Annotated in this window: 12 protein-coding genes and 3 tRNA genes; 14 read left to right on the top strand and 1 reads right to left on the bottom strand. The window is 62.6% G+C overall.

What is annotated here, in order from left to right:
* The first annotated feature begins 1 nt into the window (after nt 1).
* From BM408_RS20135 to BM408_RS20090, 10 genes are all read left to right on the top strand, one after another.
* On the top strand, nt 2-316 hold the full coding sequence (locus BM408_RS20135; RefSeq protein WP_092132370.1) for a chorismate mutase: 315 nt from the start codon (nt 2-4) through the stop codon (nt 314-316).
* A gap of 3 nt (nt 317-319) precedes the next feature.
* Nucleotides 320-898, top strand: coding sequence for an anthranilate synthase component II (locus BM408_RS20130; protein ID WP_092132227.1), 579 nt, complete (start codon nt 320-322; stop codon nt 896-898).
* A gap of 60 nt (nt 899-958) precedes the next feature.
* Nucleotides 959-1,999, top strand: a complete 1,041-nt coding sequence (ltaE, locus tag BM408_RS20125; RefSeq protein WP_092132225.1) for a low-specificity L-threonine aldolase — start codon at nt 959-961, stop codon at nt 1,997-1,999.
* A 40-nt stretch (nt 2,000-2,039) separates the two neighbouring features.
* A complete protein-coding gene (locus BM408_RS20120; protein WP_092132224.1) occupies nt 2,040-2,705 on the top strand; it encodes a LysE family translocator in 666 nt (221 codons plus the stop codon).
* A gap of 47 nt (nt 2,706-2,752) precedes the next feature.
* The gene (trpD, locus tag BM408_RS20115; protein ID WP_092132222.1) at nt 2,753-3,796 is read left to right on the top strand and encodes an anthranilate phosphoribosyltransferase; all 1,044 of its coding nucleotides are present in this window, start codon (nt 2,753-2,755) and stop codon (nt 3,794-3,796) included.
* 5 nt (nt 3,797-3,801) lie between these two features.
* Complete coding sequence (gene trpC, locus BM408_RS20110; RefSeq protein WP_092132221.1) at nt 3,802-4,608, top strand: indole-3-glycerol phosphate synthase TrpC; 807 nt, start codon at nt 3,802-3,804, stop codon at nt 4,606-4,608.
* Between the two features lie 30 nt (nt 4,609-4,638).
* A complete protein-coding gene (locus BM408_RS20105) occupies nt 4,639-5,349 on the top strand; it encodes a uracil-DNA glycosylase (RefSeq protein ID WP_092132219.1) in 711 nt (236 codons plus the stop codon).
* Nucleotides 5,350-5,532: 183 nt separating this feature from the next.
* The gene (locus BM408_RS20100; protein ID WP_092132218.1) at nt 5,533-8,364 is read left to right on the top strand and encodes a xanthine dehydrogenase family protein molybdopterin-binding subunit; all 2,832 of its coding nucleotides are present in this window, start codon (nt 5,533-5,535) and stop codon (nt 8,362-8,364) included.
* The gene (locus BM408_RS20095; protein ID WP_092132216.1) at nt 8,361-8,912 is read left to right on the top strand and encodes a (2Fe-2S)-binding protein; all 552 of its coding nucleotides are present in this window, start codon (nt 8,361-8,363) and stop codon (nt 8,910-8,912) included. The genes BM408_RS20100 and BM408_RS20095 overlap by 4 nt, the downstream gene beginning before the upstream one ends.
* Nucleotides 8,909-10,192: a cytochrome c gene (locus tag BM408_RS20090; RefSeq protein WP_092132215.1), complete on the top strand. Its 1,284-nt coding sequence runs from the start codon at nt 8,909-8,911 to the stop codon at nt 10,190-10,192. The genes BM408_RS20095 and BM408_RS20090 overlap by 4 nt, the downstream gene beginning before the upstream one ends.
* A gap of 37 nt (nt 10,193-10,229) precedes the next feature.
* Here the strand turns inward: BM408_RS20090 and BM408_RS20085 are convergent, their stop codons facing one another.
* A complete protein-coding gene (locus BM408_RS20085; RefSeq protein ID WP_092132213.1) occupies nt 10,230-11,333 on the bottom strand; it encodes a patatin-like phospholipase family protein in 1,104 nt (367 codons plus the stop codon).
* Nucleotides 11,334-11,573: 240 nt separating this feature from the next.
* Here BM408_RS20085 and BM408_RS20080 point away from each other — a divergent pair.
* The 4 genes from BM408_RS20080 to BM408_RS20065 form a co-directional block, all read left to right on the top strand.
* Nucleotides 11,574-11,659, top strand: a tRNA-Tyr gene (locus BM408_RS20080).
* A gap of 100 nt (nt 11,660-11,759) precedes the next feature.
* Nucleotides 11,760-11,833, top strand: a tRNA-Gly gene (locus tag BM408_RS20075).
* Between the two features lie 97 nt (nt 11,834-11,930).
* Nucleotides 11,931-12,005: transfer RNA gene (locus BM408_RS20070), tRNA-Thr, on the top strand.
* A gap of 92 nt (nt 12,006-12,097) precedes the next feature.
* Nucleotides 12,098-12,188, top strand: a 91-nt coding sequence (locus tag BM408_RS20065; RefSeq protein ID WP_032978997.1) for a GTP-binding protein, incomplete at its 3' end; no start/stop codon positions are given.

Raw genomic sequence — 12,188 nt, 5'->3', positions numbered from 1 at the left:
CATGCCAACCCATCCCGCCGTTGAGCACTGCCTCAGCATGGCTGATGTGCGCCGCAATATCGACGCGCTGGACGAGCGCATCGTGCCGCTGATCGCCGAGCGCAGCGCCTACGTGGCGCAGGCGGCGCGCATCAAGCAGCGCGCGGATCAGGTGTACGACCAGGCGCGTATCGATTTCATCCTCGAGCGAGTGCGCGCCCAGGCCCGCAAGGCCGGCGCCCCCGAGGCCATCGTGGAAGCGGCTTACCGCGCCATGATTGCCGCATCCATTGACTTTGAGCGCGGCGAATTTTCACGCCTGCGCCAGGAGGCCTGAATCATGAAGCGCAAACTCTTGATGATCGACAACTACGACAGCTTCACCTACAACATCGTCCAGTACTTCGGCGAGCTGGGTGCGGAGGTCGAAGTGTTTCGCAATGATGAAATCAGCGTGGCCGACATCGCCGCGCGCAAGCCCGATTTGCTGGTGGTGTCGCCCGGCCCGTGTTCACCGGCCGAAGCGGGCATCTCGGTCGCAGCGATCCAGCACTTTGCCGGCAAGCTGCCTATCCTGGGCGTCTGCCTGGGCCACCAGAGCATTGGTGCGGCCTTCGGCGGCAAGATCATCCGTGCCCAGCAGCTGATGCACGGCAAGACCAGCGTGATCACTACGACGCAAGAGGGTGTGTTTGCCGGCCTGCCCGAGCAGTTTGTCGTCAACCGCTACCACTCGCTGGCGATCGACAAACCGAGCTGCCCCGAGGCGTTGGCTGTCACGGCCTGGACAGACGACGGTGAGATCATGGGTGTGCGCCATAAAGGGCTGCCCATCCAGGGCGTGCAATTTCACCCTGAATCCATCCTCACCGAGCATGGCCACGCCATGTTGAAGAACTTCCTGGAGCAAACCGCATGAAGCGGATTGCCATTAAATTCATCGTCATATTCCTACGTATTACCCGGGCTGGAGGCCAAAATGATTGTTGATTTACGCAGCGACACCGTCACAAAGCCCACACAGGCCATGCGCGAGGCCATGCTGGCCGCCCCGCTGGGCGACGATGTGTTCGGCGACGACCCGGCCGTCAATGCACTGCAGGAAAAGATCGCCGGCCTGCTGGGCTTTGAGGCCGCGCTCTTTGTACCCACCGGCACGCAAAGCAACCTCTGCGGGATCCTCAGCCACTGCCAGCGCGGCGACGAATACATCGTCGGCCAGATGGCGCACTGCTACCGCTGGGAAGGCGGCGGCGCGGCGGTGTTCGGCAGCGTGCAGCCACAGCCGCTGAACCACCACACCGACGGCACACTGGCGCTTGCGGAGATCGAGGCGGCCATCAAACCTGACGACGCACACTTCGCGCGCACCCGCATGTTGGCGCTGGAGAACACCCTGGGAGGCAAACTGCTGCCCTTCGACTACGTGCAGCAGGCAACCGCACTGGCAAAAAAGCACGGCCTGGCGCGCCACCTGGACGGCGCGCGGCTCTTTAACGCTGCTGTGGCGCAGGCCGCACAAACCGGCAGCAACCCGCTGGCCGAGGCACGCCGCATTGCGGACTGTTTTGACAGCGTTTCGGTCTGCTTCAGCAAAGGGCTGGGTGCGCCGGTGGGCTCGGCGCTATGCGGTTCGCGCGAGTTCATCGCGCGGGCGCACCGCATCCGCAAGATGGCCGGCGGCGGCATGCGCCAGGCGGGCGTGCTGGCCGCTGCGGCATCGCATGCGCTGGACCACCATGTCGGCCGCCTCGCGCAAGACCATGCGCTGGCCAAACGCCTGGCCGACGGGCTGGCCGGCATCGAAGGTCTGCAAGTCGAAGCGCCACAGACCAACATCGTGTTTGTGGATCTGACGGGTGCGGCCAAGGAACAATCGGCGGGGCTGCTCAAGCACCTGGCGAAAGAGGGCATTCAGGCCACGGGCCTGTACCGCCTGCGTTTTGTCACCCATCTCGACGTGGATGCGGACGGTGTGGACCGCGCCATCGCCGCGATCCGGCAGTTTTTCAAAGCCTGAACTTCAAGACCAGAAATTCCTGAATTCCTGAAAGCCATTTATGGACATCCACCACCTGCTCTACTTCATCGTCGCCGGCCTGTTGCTCAACCTCACGCCCGGTCCGGACGTCCTTTACATCGTGACCCATGCGCTGCGCTCAGGCGCACGTGCCGGCATGGTGGCGGCTCTGGGCATCACAACCGGCTGCTTTGTGCACATCTTTGCCGCAGCCGTGGGCGTCAGTGCGCTGATGGCGGCCTCCGCCACCGCCTTTACCGTGCTGAAATGGGCCGGTGCGGCTTACCTGGTGTACGTCGGCTTGCGCATGCTGCTGGCGCGCGCGCCTGCGGCTGGTGAGCCTTCCGCCATGAGCCTGGTCGCCAGCGATCAAAATTCCGAACAGGCTACAGCCTTGAAACGCATATTTTTCCAGGGCTTCTGGACGAATGTGCTGAACCCCAAAGTAGCGCTCTTCTTCCTGGCCTTTGTGCCGCAGTTCATCACGCCGGATATGCAAAACAAGCCGCTGGCCTTCCTGCTGCTGGGTCTGCTGTTCAACTTCAATGGCCTGTGGGTCGGTGCCGGTTGGGCCCTGGCTGCCGCGTGGATGGCCAAGCGCATCGGCGCCGTACAGCGCGGCATGCATTGGCTCGAGCGCGTTGCCGGCGCCATGTTTGTGGGGTTTGGCATCAAGCTGGCCCTTTCCGATAATCCGGCAAGCTGATCCATCCCTTCCCAGCACCAGAACAAGTCAAAGAAACGAGACACGCCATGCCTAACACCCACAAAATCACCCCGCAGGAAGCGCTGCAGCGCACCATCGAACACCGCGAAATCTTCCACGACGAGATGCTGCACATCATGCGGCTGATCATGAGCGGTGAAATGTCGCCCGTGATGATGGCCGCGCTCATCACCGGCCTGCGCGTGAAGAAAGAAACCATAGGCGAAATCACCGCCGCCGCGCAGGTGATGCGCGAGTTCTCCACCAAGGTCAATGTGGCCGACAAGACCCATCTGGTCGACATCGTCGGCACGGGCGGCGACGGCTCGCACACCTTCAATATTTCGACCTGCTCCATGTTTGTGGCGGCGGCGGCCGGTGCCAAGGTCAGCAAACACGGCGGGCGCAGCGTCAGCAGCAAGTCGGGCAGCGCCGATGTGATCGAGTCCCTGGGCATTCACATCGGTCTGACGCCTGAAGCCATTGCCAAGTGCATTGAACAAGTTGGCGTGGGTTTCATGTTTGCGCCTAACCATCACCCGGCCATGAAAAACGTCGCACCCATCCGCAAGGAACTGGGCGTGCGCACCATCTTCAACATCCTGGGCCCGCTGACCAATCCGGCCAGCGCGCCCAACATACTGATGGGCGTGTTCCATTCGGACCTGGTGGGTATCCAGATCCGTGCGTTGCAGCGTCTGGGCGCCGAGCATGCGATGGTGGTTTACGGCAAAGACGGCATGGACGAAGTCAGCCTGGGCGCGGCCACCGTGGTGGGTGAGCTGAAGAATGGCGAGATCACCGAATACGAAATTCACCCCGAAGACTTCGACATGCCCATGGCCAGCAACCGCGCACTGCGCGTGGAAACGCCCGAGCAGTCCAAGGCGATGCTGCTGGGCGTGCTCGACAACCAGCCCGGCGCCGCGCGCGACATCGTGATCCTGAACGCCGGCGCGGCCCTGTATGCCGCCAATGTGGCCGACTCGATGAAGGCCGGCATGGTGCTGGCCCGGGCGGCGCTTGAATCAGGCGCGGCAAAAGATCGCCTGCAGCAACTGATCTCTACCACCCAAAAACTGGCAGCCTGAACACCATGTCCGACATCCTCGACAAAATCATTGCCGTCAAGCGCCAGGAAATCGCCGAGGCGATCCGCAAGAAACCCCTGGCGGTCATGCGTGAAGACGCCGAGTCGCGCGTACTCACACGCGACTTTGTGGGCGCGTTGCGCGTCAAGATCGCGGCGGGCCAGGCTGCGGTGATTGCCGAAGTCAAGAAGGCCAGCCCGTCCAAGGGCGTGCTGCGCGCCGACTTCATTCCGGCCGACATCGCGCAAAGTTATGCCGAAGGCGACGGCGAGATCAGCGCGGCTTGCCTGTCGGTGCTGACCGACAAGCAGTTCTTCCAGGGCAGCATTGATTATCTGAAGCAGGCCCGGGCGTCTTGCGACTTGCCGGTGCTGCGCAAGGATTTCATGGTCGATCCGTATCAGGTGTATGAAGCGCGCGTGATGGGTGCGGACTGCATCCTGCTGATCGCAGCCTGCCTGGATGATGCGCAAATGAAGACGCTGGAAGCGCTGGCGATGTCTATGGACATGGCGGTGCTGGTCGAGGTACACGACGAGGCCGAGCTTGAGCGCGCGCTCAAGCTCAAGACGCCGTTGATCGGCATCAACAACCGCAACCTCAAGACCTTTGAGGTGTCGCTGGACGCCACGCTTGGCATGCTGGGCAAGGTGCCGGCGGACCGTCTGCTGGTCACCGAATCAGGCATTGCCACGCCGGCCGATGTGCAGCGCCTGCGCCAGGCGGGCGTCAATGCCTTTCTGGTCGGCGAGGCCTTTATGCGGGCGGAAGAGCCTGGCCTGGCGCTGGCCCAGTTGTTCGGGAAGAAATAATCACAGGCTTCATAACGCCGGTTGCTTGACATGACGACATCTCCACCCGACCGCCTCACCAGCGCCGACCCCGCCGCCTGGCCCGTAGCGCCCGGCTGGCGTCCGATTACCGATGCCTTTTTCGGCAGCTCGACAGGCGAGAAGCTGCTGGGCTTTCTGCGAGGCCGGCTGGCGGAAGGCGCGACGATTTTTCCGCCCCAGCCGCTGCGCGCGCTGGAGCTCACGCCGCCCGAAGAGGTGCGTGTGGTCATCCTGGGGCAAGACCCGTATCACGGCCTGGGGCAAGCCGAGGGGCTGGCGTTTTCTGTGGCGCCCGGCGTAGCCTTGCCGCCTTCGCTGCGCAATATCTTCAAGGAGCTGCAGCGCGACCTGGGCACACCGCCGCCGAAGTTTCCGGTGCCGGGCGGAAGCCTGGTGAAGTGGGCCGCGCATGGCGTGCTGCTGCTCAACACCTGCCTCACGGTGGAAGAGGCGCAGCCCGCCAGCCACGCCGGCAAGGGCTGGGAAGTCCTGACCGACACGCTGATCCGCCAGGTGGCTGATGGCGACCATCCGGTGGTGTTCATGCTGTGGGGCGCCCATGCGCAAAGCAAGCGGGCGCTCATTGATGCGAAGCGCCACAAGGTGCTGATTGCCAACCACCCCTCACCACTCTCGGCCCTACGGCCGCCGCTGCCGTTTATCGGCTGCGGGCATTTTTCGCAGGCCAAAGAGTGGCGGGACAGCCATCCTCGAACCTAGCAAGCGCTGCCGCCGGGCAGGGCGGGGGATAGCCGTAAATACCCGGTGCAAGAAGAGGGTGGCCGGGTATACACTGAATTGAACAAGGGCCGCAGGAACACTGCGGGTGCCGGAGCCGGACGCCACGCGCGCTGGGCCTTCTCCGTCAGCGTCATGAAACGCCCGGCATTGCAGGAGAGCCCCATGCCCCGTTCCGATGATCCGTCTCGCCGCAGTTTCCTGAAGGTCAGTGTCATTGCCGGTGTGACGGTCTATGTCGCGCCGCTGGCCGGCGAGGCCTTTGCGGCTCTCTTCGAAGAAAAAATCCTGACGCCTGTCCAGTGGGATCCCAAGGCCGGCGCCAAATTCCGCGTCGACGGCATCGCCAAAGTCAGCGGCGACAAGGTATTTGCCCGCGATATCCGCGCCCGCGACATGCCGCACTGGCCGCAGCAGCAAGCCCATGCATTTATCTTGCGCACCACGCAGGCAGACCGCAGCTATGAGGGTTTTGATCTGGGCCTGCTGGGCGATGAGCTCAAGCCCGACCGCGTGGTGACGGCCGAAGACCTGGTGCGCGACGGCGTGGCCTTTCCGGCGTTTTACGGCGAGGACATGCTGCTGCCCAAGGGCAAGGTACCGGCCTATCTGGGCCATGCGGTCGCAATCCTGATTTACAAGGATTTCGCGCGCTTCCGGTTTGCCAAGGACAAACTGCAGTTCAAGGATGGCGTGCTTCGTTACGGAGCCAAAACCGCGCCGCTGGAGCGCGACCCCTGGGGCACGTTTCGCTTTGTGCGCGTGGGCGGCGCCAGCGCGTTTGACGACGACGTGTTTTCCAGCCTCAAGGATGCGCCTGTCTTCCCGAGCATGATGCGCAAGCACCAGCCGGTGTGGCCCGACGGCAGGCAGCACGGCAAGCTGGGTGAGCAGGGCATGTTCCATGCCGCCGCCATCCAGGCCGAGCTCGACAAACCACCCGCCGATTGGCTGGTGCTGCAGCGCGATTACCAGTCGCAATCGATAGACACGGCGGCCCTGGAGCCCGACAACGCCAACTGCTGGTATGACGCCGCCGGCCAGGCCATGCACATGGTGGTGCCTACGCAGTCACCGATGGAGGTGGTCGACAGCGCGCTGGAGATGATGAAAAAGTCGCGGCTGCCGGTCAAGAAGCTGTTTATGCATCCTTGCTACACCGTGGGCTACGGCTCCAAGGACCATTACAACTTCCCGTTTTACGGCCTGGCGACGGCGCTGTATGCCGACGGCTTGCCGGTGCGGCTGGCCAATGACCGTTATGAGCAGTTCCAGACTTCCCTCAAGCGGCACGCCTTCAATATGCGCTACCGCATGGCGGTGGATCGCAAGAGCGGCCTGCTGCAATCGTTCAAGGGCGACTTCGAGGTCAACGGCGGCGGCCGCCGCAACTTCTCTCCGGAAGTGGCCATGGTCGGCGCCACGGCCGCGCAGTCGATCTACTACTTTCCCAAAAATGATTTCGCGACCGTTGCAATTGCTTCGCGCGCCGTTGATGCGGGCTCGGCGCGCGGCTACGGCAGCCTGCAGAGCATGGCCGCGACGGAAATGATGGTCGACGAGATCGCCGGGACGCTCGGTGTGGATGCGATTGAGTTCCGGCTGAAGAACGCCATCCGCTCGGGCATGAAAAACACGCAGGGCGCGATTCCCGCGGGAGCCGTTCGGGTTGACGAAGTGCTGCAAAAGGCCAAGGTACATCCGATGTGGACCCAGCGCGCCGCGAAGAAAGCCGAGTTTGAGTTACGCCACCCCGGCATGCGCTACGGCGTGGGTTTTGCCTGCGTACAAAAGGATTTCGGCACCGGCGCCGAATCGTCTTTTGCGAAGGTGGAGATTTCCGCCGCGGGCGTGGTCAGCCTGCAGCACAGCGGCGCCGAGATGGGAACCGGCATGTCGACGTCCCAGGCCATTGCCTGCGCACGCTGGCTGGGCAAACCGGCGCAGCAGGTGCTGACTTCTGTCACCGACTGGAGCGACCTGCCAGTCGTCACTAGCGGCGACCCTTACACCATGAGCCAGGCTGAGCAGACCCGGTTGCAGGCCAATCCGCGCTGGTCGCCTGGGTACGTCTCGCCATCGAGCGCTAGCAATTCGGCTTTCTATTTCACCCACAGCACGCGCGAGGCAGCGCGCGTGGTGTTCCTGCAGGGCCTGTGGCCGGCTGCAATGGCCATCTGGAGCCAGGGCATAGGCGGCGGGCAGGCCGCGCCGCTGGTGGTGCGGGTTGAAGATGCACGCTGGGTTGACGGCAGGCTGTCGGCCGCGGGGCTGCAGCCCTTGCCGCTGGAGCAACTGGCGCAGAAGGCCCATGACATGGGGCTGGTCACTGGTGCGGTGGTGCATGTGTTTAACCGCTGGCAGTGGTCTGAGGCCGAGTTTGAGATCGCTGGGGCCGTGGTGCGGCTTCCGCTGGATGGGCTGTCATTGCGGTACGGCGCCGGCAAGAAGGAAAAGAGCGGCAATGCTGGTGTGGCTGGCTCTCCTGGTTATCAGGTGCTCAATCGCAAGCGCGTGTTCATCCCGCCCACGCAGCGCAACAATGCCGCCGTCACGTACTACAGCGCGATAGGCACGCTGGTCGAGTTGTCTGTGCATGTGGCCAGCGGCAAGGTCAATCTGCTTTCGCACCACTCCATCATGGAGTGCGGCAGCCAGATTTCACCGCAACTGGTCTCGGGCCAGCTGCAGGGCGGGCTGGCCATGGGCATCGGGCATGCGCTGCATGAGTATTTGCCGCTCTATGAAGGCGGCCCCGGTGACGGCACCTGGAACTTCAACCGCTACCAGTTGCCGCGCGCGAACGACGTCGCGGTGTGGACGCAGACGGGCGAGGTGTTGCCCCCGGTGACGGAAACCGATCCGCCCAAGGGGATCGCCGAAGTGGTGATGATCCCGGTCGTCGCGGCCATCGTCAACGGCATTGCACATGCGACCACGCACCGCTTCACCGATCTGCCCGTCAGCGAGAAAAAAATACAGGAGGCAATGGCATGAGCATCCCGACCCGGCCGATTACACTGACTGTCAATGGCAAGGCAACCGCACCGGCCCAGGTGCCGGAGGGCCTCATGATGATCGACTTCCTCCATGAGTACCTGGGCCTGACAGGTTCGCGCCTGGGTTGCGGGCAGGGTGTGTGCCACGCCTGCGTGGTGATTGTGGACAAGCCCGACGGCGGCAGCGAGCAAATGCGCACCTGCATCACGGGCGCGCATTTCTTCGACGGCAAGAAAGTGCGCACCATTGAAGGCCATGCCAAGCGCAATGAAAAAGGCGAAGTGGTCGCGCTCTCGCCCATCCAGCAGAAATTCATCGAACATTTCAGCTTTCAGTGCGGTTACTGCACGCCGGGTTTCGTCAACGCCGCGACGGTATTTGTCGAGAAGCTCAAGCGCCAGCCGATTGCGCGCGCCCAGCTGGAGCCTGCGATTAACGAGGCGTTGAATGACCATATTTGCCGCTGTACCGGTTATGTCCGGTATTTCGAAGCGGTCAGGGACGTGGTGCTGCAGACGCCCGGTTTGCTCAAGGACGGCAAATGAAGCCCGCGTTGAGCGCCCTTTATGGCAACCGCCCGGTGCAGGCTTTGTTGTTGGCAGCGGCTGCATTGCTGGCTGGCTGCGGCAAGCCAGAGCCCGTTAATCCGGCGGTGACCGGCGTACCTGCCTCGATGGCCAAAGCCGACCAGGTGACGCGTGGCCGTTACCTGGCCAAGGCGGCGGACTGCGCGGCCTGCCACACGGCGGCCGATGGTGCGCCATTTGCCGGTGGCTTTGAGTTGGCCTCACCGTTCGGCAATTTCTACGGCACCAACATCACGCCTGACAAAGAGCATGGCATTGGCAAATGGAGTGCCGATGATTTCTACCGGGCGCTACACGACGGCGTTGCGCCGGGCAAGCAGCTTTACCCGGCCATGCCTTACACCTCGTACCGAGGCATGACGCGCGAAGACAGCGATGCCATTTATGCCTATTTGATGCAGCAAAAGCCCGCGGCAGTGCCCAACCGGGAGCCGGAGCTGAAGTTTCCCTACAACATGCGTTTTGGCATCCGCTTCTGGAACTGGGTGTTCCTGGAGGATGCCTTGCCGGATGCTTCAGCCGGGCAGTCGCTCAGCTGGCAGCGGGGCCGTTATCTGTCAAATGCAATGGGGCATTGCGCCGAATGCCATACGCCGCGCAGCTTCCCGGGGCAGCTCAATGGCAGCAAGCCCTTGCAGGGCGCGGCGCTGGGGCGTGTGGCCGCGCCGGACATCACGCCGGCCGGCCTGGCCGCGCGCGGCTGGACGGGCGCCGACTTGCAGACTTTTTTCCGTACCGGCATGGCGCCGCAAGGCTCGGCCTGGGGGGAAATGTTCCCGGTGATTCACTTCAGTACGCAGTACCTGAGCACGGAAGACCTCGCCGCAATCGCTACTTATCTGACCGGCGATGTGCCTCTGGCGCCCAAGCCGTTGCCGGCCGTTGTTGCCGACACCGGCAAATTGGTGGCGGGCCGGCAGGTGTATCTGGCCGTCTGCGCCGGTTGCCACGGGCGCGAAGGTGAGGGCAAACCGCATGTGGCGGTCGCGATGAAAGGGAATTCCACGGTGCGTGATGTCAACCCGCACAACCTGATCGTCTCGGTACTTGACGGCATCGAGGCGCAGAAATTCCCGGGAACTGAAAGCATGCAGAAGATGCCGGGCTTTGCGGGCACGCTCAGTGATGCCGAAGTGGCGCAACTGAGCAACTATTTGCGCGCCACCTGGGGAGGCCTGCCTGACGACATTGAGGCGGAAAAGGTCGGGAAATTGCGCGCTGCAGCGGGCAAGCATTGAGGGCTACTAGATATAAGACGTTAGCCCGGGCGTCCCGCTAGAACTCTTGGGGGAGGCTGCCCACGTAGTCGCGCCGGATATTGACCGTGCTTTGCTGGCCCAGGGCCTCAAAGTGGCGGCGAAGCCAGCGTTTGGCCGCGCCCTGGCCCATTTCAAACAGCTTTTCAATCATGGCGCCGTCGGCCGATAACTTGCTCGAGGACGGCAGGTCTTCCAGGGCTTCCCCGCCATCGATGCGGTGCAGCAGCAGGCTTTTGTACTTTGCGCCCTCCTGCAGGCGGCCGTCGGCCAGCAGGCGGTTGATGAAGTCGATGGTGCGCATCTGGGACAACAGGCTGGCGTTAAAGGTCAGCTCATTCACCCGGTCCATGATGTCGTGCGGCGTGTGGGGAACCTCGGGGCGCCGCAGGGGATTGATCTGCACCACGATGATGTCGCGGCTGCTGCATTCACTGATGAGGGGCAGCAGGGACGGGTTGCTGGAGAAGCCCCCATCCCAGTAGGGTTGGCCATCGATTTCCACGGCCTGGAACAGCGTGGGCAGGCAGGTGGAGGCCATCACGGCCTGCAATGTCAGGCGTTTGCCCGAAAAAATCTCCGCCCGGCCTGTGGTGACATGGGTCGCGGAAACAAATGCCCGGGGTGCGTGCAGGGCCGCTATGGCGGGAAAGTCGATTTCAGCCTGAAGCAGCTTTCGCAGCGGGTTGATGTCCAGCGGATTGGACTGGTAGGGCGACATCCACTGGCTTATGGCGTTACCGAAAAAGTTAGCGCCCACTTTATCGGATGGCCAGCCGCCCAAAAGCATCTTGCTGATGCCATCCGCCATGGAGCCCAGGCTGCCCATGGCGGCAATACCCTGCCAGATACGGGCCAGCGATGCGCGCGCCGCCTCTCTGGGGTCGGCGGTTCCGCTGTCTTTTGGTCCGGCGGCGGCAAACCCGTGCGCGAGCGCCACCGCGTTGACGGCGCCGGCGCTGGCGCCGCTGATGCCGTCGAACTGGATGCGTTCGTCCTGCAGCAGGGCGTCCAGAACCCCCCAGGTGAATGCACCGTGGGACCCGCCGCCCTGCAGCGCCAGATTGACCCTGCGCAGGGAGGACGGTTCTGGCGGGAGGGCGGAATGGGGTTCAGTGCTCATAGGTCGGATGTCTGGCGGTTGGGGGCGCAGCCTCGAAAGGCCGGTGCTGCGCCATCATGCCTTAATGCCGGTAAAACGCAGTAATTTGAGCTTTGTAGCGCGATCTAAACGGAGGCAGGCCCCAGCCGCCACCGGATGAGGTGCGAGCAAGACCCACGGCAGCAACTTTTTAATGGTTTTTGCCATACCCAGAGACTTCACCCGACATAAAACCGTGGCATAATCCGAGGTTCGCTTGAAGGATGGGTGCCCGAGTGGCTAAAGGGGGCAGACTGTAAATCTGTTGGCTAACGCCTACGCTGGTTCGAATCCAGCCTCATCCACCAGATTTTGTTTGATTTTTGGCAAGCGGCCGGCGCAAGGCAATCGCGTAAAGCGGGTTTTGGGTCGTGAGTGATTTGATGTGAGTTGAATTGGCAGAGCTGCGCGGGAGTAGTTCAATGGTAGAACCCTAGCCTTCCAAGCTAATGACGCGGGTTCGATTCCCGTCTCCCGCTCCACAAAACTGTGGTTTTGGGGTGTGGCGGGCTCTGTTGGTTGATCTTGTGTCGGATTGCGGTGGTGGTTAAGGTCTTTGGCCTTTTGAGTTTGATTTAAGCCCTTTTGGCTCAGTGGTAGAGCACTCCCTTGGTAAGGGAGAGGTCGCGGGTCCGATTCCCGCAAAGGGCACCATATTTTGAGCTGGCGCGGCGTGCAAGGCGCTGTTGCCGGCTGTAGTTCGTTAACTGGTTTTGTAACTCTTTATAAATTTCTGGAGTTGAAAAATGGCAAAAGGCAAATTTGAGCGGACCAAGCCGCACGTCAACGTCGGCACGATTGGCCACGTGGACCATGGCAAGACGACGCTGACGGCGG

This window comes from Polaromonas sp. YR568, assembly GCF_900116715.1.
Taxonomy (GTDB): domain Bacteria; phylum Pseudomonadota; class Gammaproteobacteria; order Burkholderiales; family Burkholderiaceae_C; genus Polaromonas.
This window is presented reverse-complemented; position numbering and strand designations above follow the sequence as displayed.